Origin of the sequence: Paenibacillus sp. HWE-109, assembly GCF_022163125.1 — a bacterium.
Classification (GTDB): Bacteria; Bacillota; Bacilli; order Paenibacillales; family NBRC-103111; genus Paenibacillus_E.
Genome location: NZ_CP091881.1, coordinates 6,949,281 through 6,970,156, shown reverse-complemented (window position 1 = coordinate 6,970,156; position 20,876 = coordinate 6,949,281). Strand labels below are relative to the sequence as shown.

Sequence of the window (20,876 nt, the reverse complement as noted above, 5' to 3'; positions counted from 1 at the left end):
GTGCTATTCAAGCAAACTGATCACCATTCCGCCGATAATTTGCTCGATAACGCCAATTGAGTTCATTAGATCTTCAAAGTAGCCAGTTTTTCGTGTATAAGCACCATGCGGTTCATTAGAATGTTGGATGGATGGTGTGGTGACTCGGGGGTGGGGTCGGCGCGCGGAAAGTGGCTGTCGCAAGTCAATAAATTTTGAGGCTATCAACCTTACGAACTCGATACTCTTTATTTGCTCAAAATGGAGCATTTATAAAATCTAACGAACTCCCAATGTGTTATTCAAGCAAACTGATCACCATTCCGCCGATAATTTGCTCGATAACGCCAATTGAGTTCATTAGATCTTCAAAGTAGCCAGTTTTTCGTGTATAAGCATCACACGGTTCATTAGAATGACAGATTAATTGCGCAGGACTCGGGGGTGGGGTCGGCGCGCGGAAAGTGGCTGTCGCAAGTCAATAAATTTTGAGGCTATCAACCTTACGAACTCGATACTCTTTATTTGCTCAAAATGGAGCATTTATAAAATCTAACGAACTCCTAATGTGTTATTCAAGCAAACTGATCACCATTCCGCCGATAATTTGCTCGATAACGCCAATTGAGTTCATTAGATCTTCAAAGCAGCCAGTTTTTCGTGTATAAGCATCACACGGTTCATTAGAATGTTGGATGGATGGTGTGGGGGCTCGAGGGTGGTGCACGACGGTTCGACGGTGCTTGACTTAGGGCAGCTTCAAGGATGTCCTTGGAGATCGATAAACGCCATAGCAAGAAGGCTGTGCATGAGCGATTCGACTATGATCGGGATGGAGCGAGTGTTGGTGAGATAGAAGAACAACCATGATCTCGAAAGATTCCTGCTTAAAACCTTACGCCAGAGAAAGTCTGGAGCTCGGGGAGTTCTCGCCGAGCTCTCGCCAAGCTCTCGCTGAGCTCTCGCTGAGCTCTCGCCGAGCTCTCGCCGAGCTCTCGCTGAGCTCTTGCCGAGCTCTCGCCGAGCTCTCGCCGAGCTCTCGCTGAGCTCTCGCTGAGCTCTCGCTGAGCTCTCGCTGAGCTCTCGCTGAGCTCTCGCTGAGCTCTCGCTGAGCTCTCGCCGAGCTCTCGCTGAGCTCTCGCTGAGCTCTCGCTGAGCTCTCGCTGAGCTCTCGCTGAGCTCACACCAAGCTCTCACCAAAAAACGGAGCTAAGCCGTAAAACCGCTTAGCTCCGTTTTCATCCAGCTTACTGTTTGGCTACAAATGTAAAGGAAATAGCACGAGTGACAGAGGTAGGATTGAATACTGTTATGATATAGGTGGTATCCGATTGGTTGTAGAAGCTTGTTGCGTAAGCAGGCAAGGAGTTTTGGTTAGCGATGAAGAAGCCGCCACTTATCGGTTTGAGGCTCCCGCCTAGGAAAGTAAAAGTGAAGAACGTGTTAGGCGTAATCGTGCGGTTAAAGAAGAAGCGTTGGAAACCATTGCCCAAATCTGTTTTGCGGTTAGCTTGTTTTGCTGTTGCTGAAGCTTTCTTGTAAGTTGCGCGTGTTTTTTTAATAGGTTTTGAACTCATTTAGCATCCCTCCTGTTCTACTCTTAGTAAATGCTAGATTGCGAGATTTGGCTTGGATGAATCTACTAGTAGATTAGAATCATTTTAGTAGAGAGATTCTCCTCTGGCCTGGCTACTTGAACCGAAAGGACGAATCCAGCATAATAGGAGATACTTGCATGTTCTGATTACGGCATAGAAGGGAATTTCCCAGGTATGAGAATTAATAAGTTTATTAGTGAAACTGGTGTTTGCTCCAGACGGGAAGCCGACAAGTGGGTAGAGGCGAAGCGTGTGACGATCAACGGCGAGCTCGCGGGGCTCGGAAGTGTTGTGAATCCGGGCGATGAGGTTCGCATTGACGGTCGTGTGATTGGCGAGAAGAAGGAGCATGTGTACATAGCGCTCAACAAGCCTGTTGGGATCACAAGTACGACAGAGGCTCATATCAAAGGCAATATTGTTGATTTTGTGGGGCATTCTGAACGCATTTTTCCCATTGGCCGATTGGATAAAGACTCCGAAGGTCTCATTCTTCTGACCAATAACGGCGATATTGTGAATCAGATTCTACGGGCAGAAAACAACCACGACAAAGAGTATATTGTGACGGTAAACCGAGCTATTACACCGATGTTTTTAAAAGGGATGGGGAGCGGGGTCCGTATTCTCGGAACGATGACCAAGCCTTGTGAAATTAATCAGGTCGGCGACCGCGTATTCCGGATTATTTTGACGCAAGGGCTTAACCGGCAGATTCGCCGGATGTGTGAAGCTTTTGGATACCGGGTGGTTCGCTTGCAGCGTGTTCGGATCATGCATATCCATCTGGGGAATCTGAAGGTGGGGAAATGGCGGGATTTAACGCAAGGCGAGATGCAGGATCTCATGCATACACTCGGTCAGGAAAACGCCAAAGCAAATCAATAAATGCGCGTGTCTGAACACTCTTGAAGTGCTCGGGCAGGTGCTTTTTTTATTTTAATAAAAAATGGCAGGTTTTGAGCAACCTTTTCCCAATAAGTTCCGTTAGTGAAAATGTAGATAACTTTTAGGGAAACGCGTGTAAACGCTAAGGAGGAAGATGACTTTGAAAATTGTCAAACAAGCAGGAACATTGGTCCTTGCTTCCACACTGCTGCTAACCGCTGCGCCGGGCGTATGGGCTAATGAAGCCGTGGAGAGCAAAGCGATTTCTTCATTGCCTGTGGCACCGGGGGGCGATAAGATGCTGGATGCCAAAATTACCAAAGAGCAAGCATTAGAGCGGGCTAAGTCATATATTGCGCTGCCGGATGGATTTACTTTACAGTCGATTAGTTTGAATGCGTATTACAGCATGAACGGGCAAAATTTCCCGACGTGGAACATTTCGTATGTGCGCAAAGTGAAGGATCAGATCTACGGGAATCTGAATGTGTCTATTCATGGTTTAGACGGCTCACTGACGTCTTTCTCGATGAATGATAGTGATCCCGCGCATAAAGTGAGCTATCCGCCTAAGGTGGATTTCAAAGCGGCCAAGGAAGTGGCTTCAGCGTTCATTACTAAAGTGAACCCTGAGAAACAGAAGGAACTTGTTTACAATGATGCGGAGGAGAAAGCTTTTCGCACGCCATTGAATGGCAATTATGTCTACAATGTTCGTTATGACCGTTCTGTAGGCGGTGTGCCTTTTGGGATGAACGGAATTAATGTCAGTGTGAATGGGGATGGCGTGGTCACGAGCTACAACTATAATTGGTTGAATGACGTTACGTTCCAAACCAATGTAACCCCGATTGCTGCAGAGAAGGTTGCTCAATTGTTCCACGATAAGGCTAATCTTTCCTTGCAATATCAGATTCCTTATGGGGCCAAAGGCAAAAAGCTGCCGATCATTTCTTATATGTTAGCTCCTTTTTCACTGAATGCAGAGACTGGGGAGATTTGGAGTCCAGTGAAGGCGATGGGTGGCACGCAAGGGACCAAGCCTTTAACTGACAAGCCTCTAGGGGCAGCGCCTGCAGCTAACCTGGATTTGACGAAGGATGAAGCTGTGAAGAAGGCTGCTTCGGTGTTGAATCTGCCAGCGGATTTCATTCTGAGGGATGCTTCCTACAATGAGGGGACCAATCCTGAGACGGGTGAGACAAGTTCGAACTGGAATTTGAGTTGGACGGTGGAAGCGGAGAAAGATTTCGTGAGCAAAGTGGCAGGTAGAGGCGCTTGGGCGAATGTGAACAGCAAGACAGGGGAAATTACCAACTTCAACAGCTACACCCCTTATGATTCGGACAAAGATATCGAAGGTAAAATTGCCTACGAAACTGCCGTGACAACAGCGGTTGATTTCGTGAAAAAGCAGCTTCCGGCCTATACCGACCAATTGGTGCTTCGTGTGCAATCGGCCAAAGATTTTACGACGGAGCAGTTGAAGAAGCAGCGCAATTGGGATATCTACTTCAACCGTGTGATTGATGGAGTCGTTGCGAACAATGAAGATGTATCCGTTAGTATCGATCGGGTGACCGGACAAATTACGAATTATTACTTCTCCATCAGTTCGATGGCGTATCCTAAGCAAAAACCAGAAGTGCTGGCTATTGAGAAAGCTAAGGATCTATGGCTGGGCCAATTCGATATCAAACTTAATTATGTATTGGAAGATAACGGCTATGTAGGCGGAATTCCGATTGAGAAATACAGAGTTATGCTGGCCGCTGGCGAAGTTCCGCCATCTGCTTCTGTGAATGCAGCAGGTGAGAAGAAGACGGCTAAACTCGTCTATTCCCTTATTCCTAAATTTAACCGGGACGCGTACTTGCTTGATGCGCAAACCGGTGTGTGGAGAAACAGCCAAACTGGCGAAACGATTTCGTTGGATAAAGTAACGGTGAGTGACATCGGTAACCACTGGGCTAAGAATGAACTGCAGCTCATGCTTGATTATCAAGCTCTCGACGTAAAGGACGGCAAGGTGAGCCCGGATCAACTGATTAAACGTGGCGAGCTGGTGAAAATGATGGTTATTGCGATGAATGGCGGTAACGGCGGCATTTATTACGGAGCTGAGCGCAAGGCTTCCTTCGCTGATGTGAGCAATGCATCTCCGTATTTCGCTTATGTCGAAAATGCCGTAGATCGCGGCTTGTTGGAAGCGGGTGCTGAGTTTAACCCGGAAGCAACGCTGAACCGGGAAGAAATGGCTCAGATGATCGTGAAGGGGCTTGGCTACAACAGCTTAACGAAGTTCGATGGCGTCTTCAATCAACAGTTTGCGGATGCGGCTAAGCTTAAACAAGTAGGTGTCGCTGCCATCGTGGTCGGCCTGGACATCATGTCCCTGACAGACGGAAAGTTTGCTCCGGAAAAAGAAGTGACGAGAGCTCAGGCAGCCAGTGCGTTCTTCCGCTTCTTGCAGAAGCGCGCGGAGCTTCAAGATCAGCCTCATTACTATTACTAAAAAAGAGGCTGTCTCAAGGTCAAGATGGCCTTGAGGCAGCCTTTTCCCTATTGCATAAGCCCCCTAGCGAACTCAATAACCTTTATTCGGTCAAAATAGTTCATTTGAAAAATCTAACGAATTCCTGATGCGTTATTTCATGTAAAAGGTCACCATTCCGCCCATAAAATGCTCGATAACGCCAATTCAGTTCATTAGATCGCCAAAGTAGCCATTTTCTCGACTATAAGCATCCTACAGTTCATATAGAGTACTGGATTATTGGCGCGAGAGCTCAGGGGTGCTCAGGGACGGGTACTCGGCTCAGGGGTGCTCAGCACCAAACTGCGGTAGAAGTCAAAAAAAAATGAGCTAAGCAAGTGCAAACTGCTTAGCTCATTTCTCCACGTCTAGAACATCGGGAATACATAGTTCACTAGGAAGTACAGAACACCGAAAATAATGACGATATAGGCGGCATATTTGATGAAGGTAGAGGCGACTAGACTGGAATCCGATTTTTTCTCCACATGGCGTTCCTCGATATCAATATTCCGTGGTTGAGTTGACATTGGAATCACTCCTTTGAAGGTTTCTTGTTCATTAGTACCCCGACCAAGTGAATGTGAAACAAGGACAGCTGGGTCTCTTGGATAAAGTTCTTACAGATGGTAGCAGATATGCTACAATATACTTTAAAACTTTATTTAATGAACTGGTGAGAAAGGGAGTAGAAGAGAATGGTTGTTTCCGGAAAAGTAGGTTTGGAAGATATTATTAGGGCCAATCATGTGCTCAGCAAGGTGATTGAACCATCCCCTTTGCAACGCAATGAGCTGCTCTCCAACTTGTATGAATGCAACGTTTATCTCAAACGTGAAGATATGCAGATGGTTCGCTCTTTCAAAATTCGCGGAGCGTACAACGTGATTCAAAGCTTAACGGCGGAGGAACGCGAGGCCGGGGTTGTGTGTGCGAGCGCAGGCAATCACGCGCAAGGCGTGGCGTATTCCTGTAAGCAGCTTGGCATCCAGGGTAAGATCTTCATGCCGACGACAACGCCAAGACAGAAGATTTCTCAGGTTAAGCTATTCGGCGGCTCCTTTGTTGAAGTCATTCTGACAGGGGATTCGTTCGATGATTCTTCCACACAAGCCAAGGCTTACTGCGAACAAGAGAATAAAGTGTTTATTCATCCGTTCGATGATGTGCGTACGATTGCCGGACAAGGCACGGTAGGCTTGGAGATTATGAATCAAATGTCCGATACGCCGGACTATATCTTCGCGACGATTGGCGGAGGCGGCCTTGTAGCGGGCGTAGCCACTTATGTGGACAGTGTGTCCCCACGGACGCGGATTATCGGTGTAGAGCCGGAGGGTGCGGCTAGCATGACGGAATCGCTGCAGCAAGGGAAGGTCGTGACACTGTCCACGATAGAGAAATTTGTGGATGGCGCGGCAGTCAAGCAGGTCGGCCAATTAACGTTTGAGATTTGCAAAGACAAGCTCGAGGATATCGTGATTATCCCTTCTGGCAAGGAGTGCACGACCATTCTGGAGCTGTACAATAACAATGCGATTGTAATTGAGCCGGCAGGAGCGCTGCCTGTTGCAGCTCTGGATGCTTACCGGGATCAAATCCGCGGCAAGCATGTCGTCTGCATCATAAGCGGAGGCAACAATGATATTGACCGCATGCAGCAGATCAAGGAAAGATCATTGATCTACGAGGGCTTGAAGCACTACTTTATTCTGAATTTCCCGCAGCGTGCAGGCGCCTTGCGTGAATTTCTGGAGGAAGTCCTAGGACCTACCGATGATATTACCCGTTTCGAATATACGAAGAAGAACAATCGGGATGATGCACCTGCCTTAGTCGGTATTGAGCTTAAAAATAAGGACGATTATGACGGTTTGATTGAGCGCCTCTCCAGCAAAGATTACGGCTATATTGAGATCAATAAAGATCCTAAGTTATTTAACTTGCTGATCTAAGAAAAATTAGCCAAAGGCAAATGGAATATGATATAGTTATTTAGTCCCATTTATTACCTATACGATGATAAAGGCAAACTTATCGAAAGGTAAGGACGCAAAGTTACAGGTCTAAGGTTGCAGATGCAGCGAGGATGGCTGAACTACCGACAGGTTGAAGTTTACCTAACAGGTACACCTACGGCTATTCCAATTTGGAATAGCCTTTTTTCATATGAGAACGGAGGAATCGCGTGAAAGTCGATCTGGATAAGTGGAAACAGCATGTGAGAGCAAAAGCAGTCGTGTATGTTGGCGTGCTCGGCTTCCTATTGTTGGCGGCCAACGTGCTTGTAACCGCATCCTTCTCCCCAGGGGCTTATATTCTCCTTAGCGTGTTGATTCAATTTGTAATCGGCTTCATGATTGCTCTTTGCCTGCGTCATCTTCGCCTGACGCGTCGTGCACAGGATGAGAAGAGTGAGCAATTGGCTTTTTTGGCTTACCATGATACGTTGACCGGACTGCCTAATCGTCGATTATTCGATGATCGATTGGAGCGGGCTCTTCTGCATGCGAAGCGCAATGAACAGTTGACTGCTGTTATGTTCCTGGATATGGACAGGTTCAAGGAAGTGAATGATTCGTTAGGTCATGCCTATGGCGATCGTCTCATTCGACTTGCCGCTGAGCGCCTGCTGGGCTGCTTGCGGGGATCGGATACGGTATACCGGCAGGGGGGAGACGAATTCGCCATTCTCTTGGAATCCTTTGCGAAACCGGAGGATGTGAGGTTCGTGGCTGCCCGTATTCAATCAGCTCTGGAAGAGCCTTTCATCCTTGGAGGAAAGCCGGTTGTGATTACGGCCAGCATGGGGATTGCTTTATACCCCTTAGATGGAACTGTGGCGGAGCAGTTGCTCGAACATGCGGATGAAGCCATGTACAAGGCCAAGAAGCGAGGAAGCAATCAATTCCAGTTCTACGCATCGGAGATTGATGCCATGGTGAAGAGCAAGGCTCATCTGGAGTCGGAGCTTAGGCAGGCTTTGGAGCATGAGCAATTCGAACTGCTTTATCAGCCGCAATATGCGATTACGAATCAACAATTAATTGGAATGGAAGCGAGCCTTCATTGGAGTAAAGCAGACAGTGCGGCTACGACTTATGGAGGCTGGTCTAAGGCGGCTGAGGAAATGGGTTTCATGGTGCCGATAGGCAAATGGGCTGTTCGCACAGCGTGTCATCAACTGCGCGCATGGCGGGAGAGCGGCTTCCCCTCCTTGCGGATGACAATCGCGATCACGGCCTCGCAGTTTAGAGATGACCACTTCATCGAAGAGATTGCTGGTGTTTTGAAAGAAACGGGCATAGAACCTGATCTGATAGAGCTGGATTTGACCGAAAGTATTACCTCATCTAATGTGCAGGAAGCTAGTGAAAGGCTGATTCAACTTAAGAAAATCGGTGTGCGCATTGCTATGGATGATTTGTGCACGGGGCTGTTCACGAGGAGTGGACTGGAGGGAATGCCGCTGGATAGCGTGAAACTCGACAGCACATTGGTGCGGGATTTGGTCGATGATGATGAGAACCAATTGTTGGCGGCAGCTATTATTCGCATGGCTCACCGTTTGGGACTTAATTTGATTGCCAAAGGTGTAGAAACCAAGGAACAACTGGAATACCTGAAGTTCTTGCAATGTACGGAGGTTCAAGGAGAGCTGTTCAGCAATCCGCTGAATCCCGACCAATTTCTGAGCCTTTTGACCGATAAATTTAAGATGGGGTGATCTAGATTTTATTGACCGGCGGTAGTATAATAAATAATTGGGGCTTGGAGCCTAAGTTGTGGCTGGTTACAAAATAGGACATGTCAACTTGTTTGACATCACGAATTATGCGTATTTTAGGGTGATCTGCTTTCCAGTCTGCTTTCAACATGATACACTCGAATATAGCCAGTCTTACATATTTTGACTAGTTCTGGTCAACCTAACCTACGGGGTCCAAGGTAGAAATTAAAATTTATTTTTTGGGGGTAACATTGATGAAAAAAGTACTTTCCACAGCGCTTATGGCCGTAACTGTCTCCGCGTTGGCTCTATCTGGTTGTGCCAAAAAAGAAGAAACGAAACCCGCAGCATCCGCAACTCCGGCTGCTAGTGCAGCAGCAACAGCATCCGCAGCACCAAGCAACAACAGCGGTAAAGATGTCAAGATCGGAATGGTTACGGATATTGGCGGCGTCAATGATAAATCATTTAACCAAAGCGCTTGGGAAGGTTTGAAAGCTCTTGAGAAACAAACTGGCGCTAAAGTGAAAAACTTGGAAAGTAAAAGCGATGCTGATTACACGCCTAACTTAAACCAGTTCGTGAAAGACGGCTACAACCTGACTTGGGGGATTGGCTTCTTGATGGGTGATGCGCTGAAAACGGTAGCTACTCAAAACCCGAACGCGAAATTAGCGATCATCGATAATGTAGTAGAAGCTCCTAACGTAGAATCCGTTACTTTCTCTGAGCAAGAGGGATCTTACTTGGTAGGTGTAGTTGCAGGTCTTACAACAAAAACGAACAAAATCGGTTTCGTTGGCGGCGTGGACATCCCGGTTATCAAACGTTTTGAAGCTGGTTTCGTTGCTGGTGTTAAAGCTGTTAACCCGAATGCAACAGTGAAAATCAACTACACAGGCGCATTCGATAAGCCTGACCTTGGTAAAGCAGCAGCGGCAACGATCTACAACGACGGCGCTGATATCATTTTCCACGCGTCTGGTTCAACAGGTAACGGTGTATTCAACGAAGCCAAAGACCGTTCCAAAAACGGTAAAAAAGTATGGGTTATCGGTGTCGATAAAGACCAATCCCTTGAATTCGGTGACGAAGTGACATTGACTTCGATGTTGAAACGTGTTGACAACGCGGTAACTCGTGTTTCCAAAGACGTAATCGACAACAAATTCCAAGGTGGTAAAGTCGTTGTATTGGGTCTGAAAGATGATGGCGTAGGCCTTCCTGAAACTTCCAAGAAAAATGTTTCTGCTGATATCTTGAAAAAAGTAGACGAGTACAAAGCGAAAATCATTAGCGGCGAAATCAAAGTTCCTGAGAAACCTTAATAGCTGCCCAGATATTCATGGCGTCGTGGTTACGAACGATAGATGTACTTTTGTTCAAACAAGGCTGGTTATCTTAACTAGCCTTGTTCTTTAGTTTTAAGGAAATACAAAATTGATCCTTAGGGTGATCTCATGAGTGAAGTAGTGCCTGTCGTTGAATTAAGCAACATTACGAAGCGATTTCCGGGTATTGTGGCGAATGACGCCATTAGCTTAAAACTCCAAAAAGGTGAGATTCATGCTCTCCTTGGCGAGAACGGCGCGGGGAAATCCACGCTGATGAATATATTGTTCGGTCTGTATCAGCCGGACGAAGGCTTTATTAAAGTGCAGGGCCAAGAAGTGTTTATTGACAGTCCGAATCGGGCGATCGAGCTCGGGATCGGTATGGTGCATCAGCATTTCAAGCTGGTACAACCTTTTACGGTAACAGAAAACATTATTTTGGGCATGGAGCCTAAAAAAGGGTCGAATATTGACTATAAGACCGCGCAAGATAAAGTTCGCAAGTTATCGGAGCAATATGGATTGCGTGTTGATCCTAAAGCGAGAATCGAAGATATTTCCGTCGGTATGCAGCAGCGCGTCGAAATATTGAAAACGCTGTATCGCGGTGCCGATATTCTCATTTTTGATGAACCAACAGCTGTACTAACGCCGCAAGAAATCAGTGAATTGATGGTTATCATGCGCAATCTGGTCACAGAGGGCAAGTCCATCATTCTCATTACACATAAGCTCAAAGAAATCATGGAGATTGCGGATACCGTGACGATTATTCGTCGGGGCAAGGTGATTGACTCCTTGGTGTGCGCGAATACCAATCCGCAAATTCTCGCTGAGAAGATGGTCGGGCGCGATGTTACCTTCAAGGTGAATAAAGCGGAAGTGAAACTTGGACAGCCTGTGCTTCAAGTGCAGGATTTAGTTTCGCGCAATCAGCAAGGGCTGCCAGCTCTCAAGGGGATTAATTTTGAGGTGAAAGCCGGAGAGATTCTCGGTATTGCTGGCGTTGACGGCAACGGTCAAAGCGAATTGATTGAAGCTCTCACGGGTCTGCGGGCTGTTGATAGCGGACATGTTCTGCTGCTTGGCAGCGATATCACCAACCATACGCCAAGACAAATTTCTGAAGCGGGGTTATCGCATATTCCGGAGGATCGTCACAAGCATGGACTCGTTCTAGATTTTAGCATGAGCGAAAATATGGTCTTGGAAACGTATTTCCACCCGGCCTATAATAAGGCAGGCTTCCTCAATTATGAGGCGATTGATCGCCATGCGGAAGCGTTGATTAAGCAATTCGACGTCAGAACGCCGAGTATTTATAATAAAGCGCGCTCCTTGTCGGGAGGCAACCAACAGAAGGCGATTATTGCTCGGGAAATACACAAGAATCCCAATCTGCTGATTGCCGCTCAGCCGACGCGGGGCTTGGATGTGGGGGCAATTGAATTCGTGCATCAGCAGTTGATCGAGCAGCGGAATAAAGGCAAAGCCGTGCTGCTAATCTCTTTTGAGCTGGATGAAATTATGAATGTCTCCGACCGGATTGCCGTTATCTACGAAGGACAAATTGTGGGAGAAGTGCTGCCGCAAGAGACGAACGACCAAGAAATCGGGTTGCTCATGGCTGGCAGCAAGCGCACAGAGAAAGGGGCTGCTCATGAATAAAGTTGCTCGCATTTTGACAAGTGAATCAGCGGTGAATCCAATCGTGGCGATTATACTGGGGCTAATATTCGGAGCACTCGTAATGCTGGTAGGCGGCTATAATCCAATCGCTGCTTACAGCGCGTTATTTTCACGAATCTTCGGTAATTCGTATGATATTGGCGAATCGATTCGCGCGATTACACCCTTAATTTTAACGGGATTATCCGTGGCATTTGCCTTCCGGACAGGCTTATTTAATATCGGTGCAGAAGGCCAATTCATCATGGGGATGACAGGGGCTACCTTTATCGGCGTGAAAATACATGGACTTCCGTGGATTGTCCACGCACCATTAGCCGTAATCGTCGGTGCTTTAGTCGGCGGACTGTGGGGAGCCATCGCAGGCTATCTGAAAGCCAAACGTGGCGTTAATGAAGTAATTACAACGATCATGTTGAACTGGATTGCGTTGTTTCTATCCAATTACATTATCAACCAGTTTCTGTTGGAGCCAAAGCAGCAGCGCTCTTATATGATTCAAGATTCCGCGTCGCTGAGTCTTGCCGGGTTGTCGGATCTTATGAATCATGCGAGAATGCACTGGGGTACTGTGATTGCGATACTCGCAGCCGTAGCGTTCTATATTATCCTCTGGAAGACGAAGCAAGGTTATGAGCTTCGCGCTGTTGGTCATAATATGGATGCGGCGAAATATGCGGGCATGAACGTGAACCGTAACATTATTAAAGCGATGTTTATTTCCGGTATTTTTGCCGGTTTAGGCGGCGTATTCGAGGTTCTCGGCGTGTTCCACTATCAAGTCATTGCTGCGGGTTCGCCGGGGTATGGCTTTGATGGTATTGCGGTATCCTTGTTAGGAGCCAACAATCCGCTTGGGATTGTTCTAGGAGCAGCCTTATTCGGCGGATTGTCCTATGGCTCGGCAGGGATGAGCTTCGGTGCCGATGTTCCGCCGGAAATTATCCGGATCGTCATCGGTTCGGTCATTTTCTTCGTAGCCACACAAGGGATTGTGAAATGGGTACTGATCCCGTTCTATAGCAAACGCAAGAAAGAGAGGGCTTCGTAATATGGACCTGCTCACGATGCTTAACGCGTTTTTCTCGAAATTTAGTGAACTGATCAACACGACGCTTGTCTACTCGACCGCACTCATTTTCGGAGCCTTGGGTGGTATCTTCTCGGAACGTTCAGGGGTTGTCAATATTGGGATCGAAGGCCTTATGGTCTCAGGGGCTTTCGCTTCAGCGGTGGGTGCCTACTATGCGGAAGAAGCCAACATGGGGATTTGGTCACCATGGATCGGTTTGCTGACAGCCATGCTGTTTGCGCTGATTTTTGCGCTCATTCATGCGGTCGCGACGATTACTTTTAAAGCTAACCAAGTGATCAGCGGTGTCGTTATCAACTTCTTGGCTGCTGGCGTAACGTTGTACCTGGTCAAAGTATTGTTCAATGGCGCGGGTCAAACCGAAACGTTGAATGATGTATTCTCCAAATGGGAAGTTCCGCTTCTATCCAAAATACCGTACATTGGTCCTGCATTTTTCAATGCGTATCCAACGACGTATATCGCCTTAATTCTCGTAGGCTTAACCTACTATATCTTGTTCAAAACCCCGTTCGGTCTGCGTCTGCGCTCCGTTGGCGAGCATCCAAGCGCCGCGGATACCGTCGGGATCAAAGTGAAGCGAATTCGTTATATCGCAGTACTGATCAGCGGTTTGCTGGGCGGTCTTGGCGGGGCAACCATCACGTTAACTACGACAAGCACCTTCTCGCACAATACGATCTCTGGGCAAGGCTTTATTGCCATGGCCGCCATGATCTTCGGCAAATGGCATCCAGTCGGCGCGCTCGGAGCCGCTGTATTCTTCGGTATGGCGCAAGCACTTAACAACTTCATGCGGTTGTTTGATTTCTCAAAGAACATCCCGCAGGAATTCCTGTACATGCTGCCTTATGTCTTGACGATTCTGGTCTTGGCGGGCGCTGTAGGCAGGGCTAAAGCCCCGTCTGCTCTGGGTGAGCCTTACGATCCAGGTAAAAGATAAATGAAAAGGAGCTAAGCGGTACGCGCTTAGCTCCTTTTTTTGCATCCAGTGCTGCTTGTTTGAGCAGATTGTGGGTAAAGGAAAATTACCGACGACCTCTAGACTAACTTTTACTTTTTGCCTTCTGATAAGAGTCTCCAAGGACTGCTATTCGTGTGAAACGGCCCCTTTTTGCACAAATAAGAGCTCTTAGAGACTCTTACTGCTTCGAGTGTGGGTAGTTTTTGCATGTTTCACCAGAGATAAGAGTCTTTCTGTATCTGAGTCAATAGAGTGGACACAAAAAAAAGAGCTAAGAAATCAGTTTTATTTGCTTGTAGTACTGGGATTCAAACTTGTCTGGAGACAAATAGCCAAGCTTGCTGTGCGTACGTTTCCTGTTGTAGAAAAACTCAATGTACCAGTAGATTCGTTGGTGTGCTTCTTGGCGGCTTTGAAATTTATATCTGTACACCAATTCCCGCTTGAGAATGCTGTGAAAAGCCTCTATACAAGCGTTATCGTAGCAATTGCCTTTACGGCTCATACTACGAATCATATGGTATTCTTTCAGTTGTTTACGGTACTCATTAGATGCATACTGCGATCCTCGGTCTGAATGATGGATAAGGCCTTTAGGCGGCCTTTTGGCTTCGTATGCTTGATTTAAGGCGTCTAGCGTCAGTTCCACGGTCATGCGATTGCCCAGCTGCCAGCCAACGATTTTGCGGGTAAACAAGTCAAGAACGCTTGCTAAATAAAGGTTTCCTTGACGTGTATGGATGTACGTGATGTCGGTAACCCATACTTGATTCGGTCTTGTACACACATCAAAATGCTGATTTAACCAATTTGGCGCAATCGGGTGGCTGTGATTGGAATCCGTTGTTTGCACCTTGAATTTCCCTATAGCTTGTGAGCGTAAACCCTTCTTTTTCATGATACGCCCAACCGTTTTGACAGCGACTTTGAAACCTTTCTTTCTCAGTTCCTTTGTAATTTTCGGACTCCCGTAATTCCGATCCGATTCCAAGTACTCCTTTTCCACCTCTTTAGCCAACGCTTCGCGGTACTTTTTCCGCTCACTTGGGGGTGTGGTTCGCCATTTATAATAGCCGCTCTTGGATACACCTAGTACGCTGCACATCTTCTCAACTCGAAATGTTGAACGGTGGTCATCAATGAACTTGAATCTCACTTCGGGTCTTTGCTGAAGATGTGCAGCGCCTTTTTTAAGATAGCTAGTTCTTCCTCTAGGTCTTTGTTGCGTTGTTCCAAGTCTTTCATGATCTGGTCATGGCTACGTAGATTGCCACTTCCTACGAAGGGCTCATCTGGAAATTGGCGATATTTACTGACCCAACTGCTCAATGTTTTCGCTGGAATGTTCAGTTCGTTTGCAATATCCGGAATCGATTTACTATGTTGTTGAATGTACTTAACCGTTTCTTCTTTGAACTTTTGATTGTACCGTTGGCGGAATTCACTCATCTCGGACACCTCGTCATTTAGATAGGTCTATTATCTAATTTCCCAATTCGCTGTGTCCACTGTTAAGTCTAAATGCATTCAGAACCTCTATTCATGAAAGGCCCCCCTTTTTTGTACGAATAAGAGCTGCTAAAGACTCTTATTTGCATAAAAGGGGGAGCAGCTCACTACCTCAAGGCCATGTACCCTCTGGGGTAGCCTATTTTTGTCCAAGCATCATTCAGCAGCCAGCGATATTGCGGGAAGCGGTATAGTAAACGAAACTGTCGTGCCTTGGCTAACTGTGCTTTGGATATGAAGTCCTGTGCCGTAGAGCTGCTTCAGACGACTGTGCGTGTTATACAGGCCGATGCCTCTTCACAGTTGCGAAGCCGGTCGAAGAGGCCGAGTTAACGCTGAAATGCAGCCTTAACTGCTCGGAAAGCGCGTCCGGCGCGCGCATCCCCGAAAGTTAAGGCTGTTTCACAGCGTTACAGTTGCGAAGCCGGTCGAAGAGGCCGAGTTAACGCTGAAATGCAGCCTTAACTGCTCGGAAAGCGCGGCTGGCGCGCGCATCCCCGAAAGTTAAGGCTGTTTCACAGCGTTACAGGGGCGAAGCCGGCCGAAGAGGCCGACAGTAACGCTGAAATACAGCCTTAACTGCTCGGAAAGCGCGGCAGGCGCGCGTTTCCCTCAGGGTTTTTTCACTAATGTCGTATTATGCAGGAATTTGTCGAAATTACTAGGAATAGGTTACTTGTTTGAATTTATTAGTGAAGGGGAGAAGAGATAATGAGTTTACAGAAACCAGCTAATGTAAGAGGGTGGACAAGAATCATATCGCTGAAGTCGTTCAAGGCTAGAATGACAGTCATGTTTCTTTTTATCGCGCTGGTTCCGATGCTATTTAGTACGATTTTTTCTTCTTATTATTTGAATAAAGTCGTCACGGATGAAGTTCACTCCAAGGAAGAGAGTGTCCTTAAAACAAATGTAACGGCGATAGATTACTCAATTCAACGGCAAATTTCGATTTTAAATGAATTACTCAAGTTCGATGAGATCAAAAGCGGGAATGAGCAGGAAATCGTTAAGACGCTCAAAAAATTTGAGCAAGCCAACAAGGACGTTGAACAGTATATTTATGTGAACAAAGATGATATGGCGTTGACGTCAACAGGTCAAAAAATTTCAGTAGCTGACCGTGACTATGTCAAGCAAGCGAAGCAAACGAAAAAACCAGTAAGTACGGACCTGCTCGTTAGTAAATCAACGGGAAATCATATTGTCGTTTTATTTGTCCCGCTGTTGGATGATAAGCAAAATTATATTGGAGGCGTTTCCAGCCCCATTTCCACGGATAACCTTACGATTTATACAAAGACGATACAGATCGGAGAGTCCGGCTATGGGTATCTAATGTCACCGTCTGGAGCTTTCTTAACTCATCCAGACGCAGACAAGATGGGGAAGACTATAGAGAATGTGTTTACTCCAACGGAAGCTGCCAAATACAAAGAGACTGTCTTGAAAGAAGCGCGCGGCAGGTTTGAATTTACAGGCGACGACGGGGTTGTCAAAGAGATCAGCTTTGAAACGATTCCGTCAACAGGCTGGCGGTTGGTTACGGATGTGGTTGATTCTGAAGTGTACAGTTCAGTAAAAACTGCCAATAAAGTATCAATATGGATGGCGGTGATTACGGCTATTCTTGTAGCAGCTATCTCCTTGATGGTCTCCACAACCATAACAAAACCGATTCTTGCCATTACCAAAGCTGTAAAAAAGATGGCACAGGGAGACTTAACGGAGCGCCTTGCCATCAAGCGTAGTGATGAACTTGGAGAGCTTGGCGGGAATATGAATCAGATGCTGGATTCCTTCGCAGATATCGTTGGCAAAGCCAGCTATACGGCTGAGCAGTTAGGGGCTTCGTCAGAGGAACTAACGGCTGTAGCTACCGAATCAGTAGGCATCTCCAATCGAATTGCTGAATCCATACACGAAGTATTCAATGCAAGTAAAAGCCAGTTGCAGGGAGCTGAGCAAACGTCTATTGCGATGGGGGAAATGGCCGTTGGCGTGCAACGTATTGCTGAGTCCTCATCCGTTGTGACGGAAGCATCGCAAACTTCCCTGCAAGAAGTACAACAAGGACGTGATGCCATTAATCAGGCAGTCCAGCAGATGAAGTTCATTCATGAATCAGTTGGGAAATCGGCAGAAGATATGAGAGATCTGGAGCAGTACTCTCATAGAATCGGAGAAATTGTATCGGTAATAAGTGAAATCACCAACCAAACTCAGCTGCTTTCACTTAATGCTTCGATCGAAGCCGCGAGAGCGGGCGAGCAAGGGCGCGGGTTTGCGGTAGTAGCTAATGAGGTGAAGAAGCTGGCAGAGCAGTCTTCTGCTTCAGCAGCTCATATTTCAACGTTGATCCGAGAGGTGCAGACTTCAACGATAAGAGCTGTTCAAGCGATGAATAAAGGTGTTATGGACGTAGGGAAAGGTTCCGAGTTGATTGATACTGCAGGTCAGGTCTTTAATCGCATTATTGTGGCGTTCCAAGAGATTTCCAATCAAATTCAGGAGGTATCGGCGGCTTCCGAGGAAATGTCAGCTGGCACACAAGAGGTCACAGCATCTATGAATGAAATTGTCCACATGACGAAAGCTTCTCATGATCATGGACAAGGTATTTCTGAAGGGTCGAAGAAACAACTCTCGTCGATGGAGGAAATTTCTGCTTCAGCGGAGGATTTAAGTACCATGGCACAAGAACTGCAAGAATCGTTGGCTAGATTTAAAACGTGTTAGAGCGTAAGTCGCGATCTGCCTTAAGAACTGCCTTAGGAGCTGCATACAGCAAAGCAATAGAAATAAGGTCAACCGGACGTCCGGTTGGCCTTATTTATTGACTGCAAATATGGAATGAATGTTACCCTCAGGATCTGCAAAAAATCCTGTTGTGTGCCCCCAATGCTTCATAATTGGCGCTGCAATTGCCGTTGCTCCTTTTGCAACGAATTCATCATACTTCTGAATCGCCTCTTCCGGAGAATCACATTGAAAATTAAGCTCAAATGCTTGTCCTTTGCGCTCTTCGCTAAAGGAATAATGCCCGTTTGTATTATCAGCCATCAAAGGCTTAGAACAAATCGACAGGCGCACGCCGCTATTTTCCAATTCAACATAGTCCGCTTCCTCAACTACCGTAGGAAATCCCAGAACATCTCGATAGAAGCTGGCTAGACGGGAAACTTCATTGGTCAGAAGGGTTAGGCCTTCCAAGCGCATTCTCATGAGTAGTATCCTCCTTATTCGCTAGTAACAATTCAATTGAGTATAACATCGAATCAAATTAAGAACAAGTGTTCTTTGTTCTTCAAAAGCACATCATAAAGACTTCATCTGATTCCGATACTCACTGGGCGAGACGCCGTACCACCGGCGGAATTGCTTAGAGAAGTAAAGCGGATCATAGAACCCAACGGAGGAGGCAATTTGCTCAATGGTAAGCTCCAGCCGTTCACGCAACAGCAGTTTTGCTTTATCTACTCTTAGCTTGAGGAGAAAGGTGACAGGTGTTACTTTGGTATGGCGCTTGAACATGCGCGAAAGGTAGGCCCGATTATAGCCCAAACTCTCGGCCATTAGCTCAATGGTGATAGGTTCAGCATATTGCGTGGATAAGTAATGAATCGCTTGCTGCACGATCCGGTCGCTCTCTGCTTCTGTGATTAGACCGGCAGTTGTAGAGGAGGCTAGAGCTTCGCAATATTCACCTAATAATAGATGAAGATATCCGACTGATTTCAGCTGCGCATTGGTTTTCTTAGCTTTCAAGGCTTGCTGGATATGCCGAAACAGGACGGGAATATGCCGATTCCGCGTAGTATGGATGATGGGCAGCAAAGGGTTTAATCCAGTTGCTGATACGCTTGCAGCCGCTTGTTCCCCTGTGAATGCAATCCAACAATAATGCCAAGGATCGGACTCGTCGGAGACGTAGCTGATCAGCTGCTCAGGCTCGATGATGAAGCTATCGCCAGCTCCGAGTGCGTGCTCTTCGCCTTGGGAGGAGAACACGCCTTTTCCCGAAACAACGTAGTGAATCAAATAGTAGTCATATACCTTGGGGCCCAAACGGTGCTCCGGCTTCGTCTGACTTTCTCCGGCGAACAGCACGGTGAGCCTCTTTTCCTCTGCTGGGAGTGGATTCGAAACGACATAATAACTTTCAGGCTTGGACATAGCGAATATCCTCTCCGATCGATGGAAATCATCTAACTATACATTACCATAGAAGGAAGAAGTTACGAAATCCTAAGATCACATTTTTCCATGTGAAAATAACATGCCTCCATAGCCAACCTCAGCTTCTTCTCGTATACTGAAGTTACAAAGTTACTTCTCCTATTGATTCTAAACCTACTAAAGGCGGTGCCAAAATGGCAGATTTGCAGGCTTTAAAAGACACGTTTATTGAGATTTATGGGACTTCAGCGACGGCAATTTCAGCTTTTCATGCTCCAGGTCGTGTAAATTTGATTGGTGAGCATACGGATTATAATGGCGGCTATGTTTTTCCTGCAGCGTTAACATTCGGAACTACCCTGATCATTCGTCCGAGACAAGATCGTGTTATCGGGTTTGCTTCAACCAATTTGGCACTTCGCAAACAAATTTCCATAGATGACTTGAGCTACCAAGAAGCGGACGACTGGATCAACTATCCTAAAGGTATTTTCGTGCACTTGGCCAAAGAAGGTTTCCCGGTTACACAGGGGTACGACCTTCTATTCCATGGTGAAATCCCGAATGGTGCTGGACTTTCCTCCTCAGCTTCTATTGAAGTGGTTACAGCTTTCGGCTTGCTGACACTTGAAAATTATCCGATTGACACTGTGAAAATTGCTCTTCTCGCACAAAAAACAGAGAACCAATTCGTTGGTGTGAACTGTGGCATTATGGACCAATTCGCTGTTGCAAATGGCAAGAAGGATAACGCGATCCTGCTCATGTGCGACACGTTGGAATATCGCCATGTGCCTTTCCAAAGCGGCAGCTACAAACTGGTTATCGGAAATACGAACAAACGCAGAGGGCTCGTAGATTCTGCTTACAACGAGAGAAGAAGCCAGTGCGAGCAGGCTGTGACTTACTTGCAGAAGCAGTTCCCAGCTATTACATTGCTAGGTCAACTGAACTTGGCGCAGTTTAACGAGTTCAAGCACCTGATTCCGGACGAAACGGTTCGTCGCAGAGCGCAGCATGTTGTAGAAGAAATCGACCGTGTTCTTCAATCAATTGAAGTGCTGGAAGCGAACGATCTTGAAGCATTTGGCAAGCTGATGATTGGTTCTCATGACTCCCTGCGTGACCTCTATGAAGTTACAGGCGTGGAACTGGATACTATGGTCGCTGCAGCGCTCAAAGTTCCTGGTGTGCTTGGTGCACGGATGACCGGGGCAGGCTTCGGCGGATGCACAGTTTCCTTGGTCCATGAAGACAGCGTTCAAACATTTATCGAACAAGTGGGCAAAGAATATACAGACAAAACAGGCCTAACACCAAGTTTCTACGTATGTGATATCGGCAATGGTGTTGAGCAAGTCGGGGAGGCGTTGTAAG

General features: G+C 46.8%; 14 protein-coding genes, 1 pseudogene and 1 riboswitch. Of the genes and pseudogenes, 10 read left to right on the top strand and 5 right to left on the bottom strand.

The genetic code is table 11. The features are described from left to right. Window positions 1-1,226: 1,226 nt before the first annotated feature. Entirely contained in the window at window positions 1,227-1,556 is a 330-nt protein-coding gene (locus tag LOZ80_RS29885) for a hypothetical protein (protein ID WP_238168016.1), read from the bottom strand. 195 nt (window positions 1,557-1,751) lie between these two features. Here LOZ80_RS29885 and rluF point away from each other — a divergent pair, with 195 nt between their 5' ends. After that, on the top strand, window positions 1,752-2,465 hold the full coding sequence (gene rluF / locus LOZ80_RS29880) for a 23S rRNA pseudouridine(2604) synthase RluF (protein ID WP_238168015.1): 714 nt from the start codon (window positions 1,752-1,754) through the stop codon (window positions 2,463-2,465). 160 nt (window positions 2,466-2,625) lie between these two features. Next, on the top strand, window positions 2,626-4,980 hold the full coding sequence (locus LOZ80_RS29875) for an S-layer homology domain-containing protein (RefSeq protein WP_238168014.1): 2,355 nt from the start codon (window positions 2,626-2,628) through the stop codon (window positions 4,978-4,980). 389 nt (window positions 4,981-5,369) lie between these two features. Here LOZ80_RS29875 and LOZ80_RS29870 read toward each other — a convergent pair whose 3' ends face one another. Further along, window positions 5,370-5,531, bottom strand: coding sequence for a hypothetical protein (locus tag LOZ80_RS29870; RefSeq protein WP_189013259.1), 162 nt, complete (start codon window positions 5,529-5,531; stop codon window positions 5,370-5,372). A gap of 168 nt (window positions 5,532-5,699) precedes the next feature. Between LOZ80_RS29870 and ilvA the strand changes: the two genes are divergently transcribed. From ilvA to LOZ80_RS29840, 6 genes are all read left to right on the top strand, one after another. Next, window positions 5,700-6,956, top strand: coding sequence for a threonine ammonia-lyase IlvA (ilvA, locus tag LOZ80_RS29865; RefSeq protein ID WP_238168013.1), 1,257 nt, complete (start codon window positions 5,700-5,702; stop codon window positions 6,954-6,956). A 62-nt stretch (window positions 6,957-7,018) separates the two neighbouring features. Beyond that, a riboswitch (cyclic di-GMP riboswitch) is annotated at window positions 7,019-7,107 on the top strand. A gap of 82 nt (window positions 7,108-7,189) precedes the next feature. Next, window positions 7,190-8,728, top strand: a complete 1,539-nt coding sequence (locus tag LOZ80_RS29860) for a putative bifunctional diguanylate cyclase/phosphodiesterase (RefSeq protein ID WP_238168012.1) — start codon at window positions 7,190-7,192, stop codon at window positions 8,726-8,728. A gap of 257 nt (window positions 8,729-8,985) precedes the next feature. Then, window positions 8,986-10,059 carry a BMP family lipoprotein gene (locus tag LOZ80_RS29855; RefSeq protein WP_238168011.1) on the top strand — a complete coding sequence of 358 codons (1,074 nt, stop codon included), beginning with the start codon at window positions 8,986-8,988 and terminating at the stop codon, window positions 10,057-10,059. Between the two features lie 132 nt (window positions 10,060-10,191). Further along, on the top strand, window positions 10,192-11,733 hold the full coding sequence (locus LOZ80_RS29850; RefSeq protein ID WP_238168010.1) for an ABC transporter ATP-binding protein: 1,542 nt from the start codon (window positions 10,192-10,194) through the stop codon (window positions 11,731-11,733). After that, window positions 11,726-12,805 (top strand): ABC transporter permease, encoded by a 1,080-nt coding sequence (locus LOZ80_RS29845; RefSeq protein WP_238168009.1) that lies wholly within the window; start codon window positions 11,726-11,728, stop codon window positions 12,803-12,805. Before LOZ80_RS29850 ends, LOZ80_RS29845 begins: the two co-directional genes overlap by 8 nt. A gap of 1 nt (window position 12,806) precedes the next feature. Next, complete coding sequence (locus LOZ80_RS29840; protein WP_238168008.1) at window positions 12,807-13,790, top strand: ABC transporter permease; 984 nt, start codon at window positions 12,807-12,809, stop codon at window positions 13,788-13,790. 292 nt (window positions 13,791-14,082) lie between these two features. Here LOZ80_RS29840 and LOZ80_RS29835 read toward each other — a convergent pair. Beyond that, window positions 14,083-15,260, bottom strand: a pseudogene (locus tag LOZ80_RS29835) (IS3 family transposase). 771 nt (window positions 15,261-16,031) lie between these two features. Between LOZ80_RS29835 and LOZ80_RS29825 the strand changes: the two are divergent. Further along, complete coding sequence (locus tag LOZ80_RS29825) at window positions 16,032-18,059, top strand: methyl-accepting chemotaxis protein (protein ID WP_238168005.1); 2,028 nt, start codon at window positions 16,032-16,034, stop codon at window positions 18,057-18,059. 90 nt (window positions 18,060-18,149) lie between these two features. Here the strand turns inward: LOZ80_RS29825 and LOZ80_RS29820 are convergent, their stop codons facing one another. Further along, the gene (locus LOZ80_RS29820) at window positions 18,150-18,545 is read right to left on the bottom strand and encodes a VOC family protein (protein ID WP_238168004.1); all 396 of its coding nucleotides are present in this window, start codon (window positions 18,543-18,545) and stop codon (window positions 18,150-18,152) included. Window positions 18,546-18,638: 93 nt separating this feature from the next. Continuing rightward, the gene (locus tag LOZ80_RS29815; RefSeq protein WP_238168003.1) at window positions 18,639-19,496 is read right to left on the bottom strand and encodes an AraC family transcriptional regulator; all 858 of its coding nucleotides are present in this window, start codon (window positions 19,494-19,496) and stop codon (window positions 18,639-18,641) included. A 197-nt stretch (window positions 19,497-19,693) separates the two neighbouring features. On the opposite strand from LOZ80_RS29815, the gene LOZ80_RS29810 reads away from it, so the two are divergent. Beyond that, window positions 19,694-20,875 (top strand): galactokinase, encoded by a 1,182-nt coding sequence (locus tag LOZ80_RS29810; protein ID WP_238168002.1) that lies wholly within the window; start codon window positions 19,694-19,696, stop codon window positions 20,873-20,875. Window position 20,876 lies beyond the last annotated feature (1 nt).

What these genes read in the sequence shown, in the direction of transcription:
- LOZ80_RS29885 (WP_238168016.1), bottom strand. Translation starts at nt 1,556, where the DNA reads ATGAGTTCAAAACCTATTAAAAAAACACGCGCAACTTACAAGAAAGCT.
- rluF (WP_238168015.1), top strand. Translation starts at nt 1,752, where the DNA reads ATGAGAATTAATAAGTTTATTAGTGAAACTGGTGTTTGCTCCAGACGG.
- LOZ80_RS29870 (WP_189013259.1), bottom strand. Translation starts at nt 5,531, where the DNA reads ATGTCAACTCAACCACGGAATATTGATATCGAGGAACGCCATGTGGAG.
- ilvA (WP_238168013.1), top strand. Translation starts at nt 5,700, where the DNA reads ATGGTTGTTTCCGGAAAAGTAGGTTTGGAAGATATTATTAGGGCCAAT.
- LOZ80_RS29855 (WP_238168011.1), top strand. Translation starts at nt 8,986, where the DNA reads ATGAAAAAAGTACTTTCCACAGCGCTTATGGCCGTAACTGTCTCCGCG.
- LOZ80_RS29850 (WP_238168010.1), top strand. Translation starts at nt 10,192, where the DNA reads ATGAGTGAAGTAGTGCCTGTCGTTGAATTAAGCAACATTACGAAGCGA.
- LOZ80_RS29845 (WP_238168009.1), top strand. Translation starts at nt 11,726, where the DNA reads ATGAATAAAGTTGCTCGCATTTTGACAAGTGAATCAGCGGTGAATCCA.
- LOZ80_RS29840 (WP_238168008.1), top strand. Translation starts at nt 12,807, where the DNA reads ATGGACCTGCTCACGATGCTTAACGCGTTTTTCTCGAAATTTAGTGAA.
- LOZ80_RS29825 (WP_238168005.1), top strand. Translation starts at nt 16,032, where the DNA reads ATGAGTTTACAGAAACCAGCTAATGTAAGAGGGTGGACAAGAATCATA.
- LOZ80_RS29820 (WP_238168004.1), bottom strand. Translation starts at nt 18,545, where the DNA reads ATGAGAATGCGCTTGGAAGGCCTAACCCTTCTGACCAATGAAGTTTCC.
- LOZ80_RS29815 (WP_238168003.1), bottom strand. Translation starts at nt 19,496, where the DNA reads ATGTCCAAGCCTGAAAGTTATTATGTCGTTTCGAATCCACTCCCAGCA.
- LOZ80_RS29810 (WP_238168002.1), top strand. Translation starts at nt 19,694, where the DNA reads ATGGCAGATTTGCAGGCTTTAAAAGACACGTTTATTGAGATTTATGGG.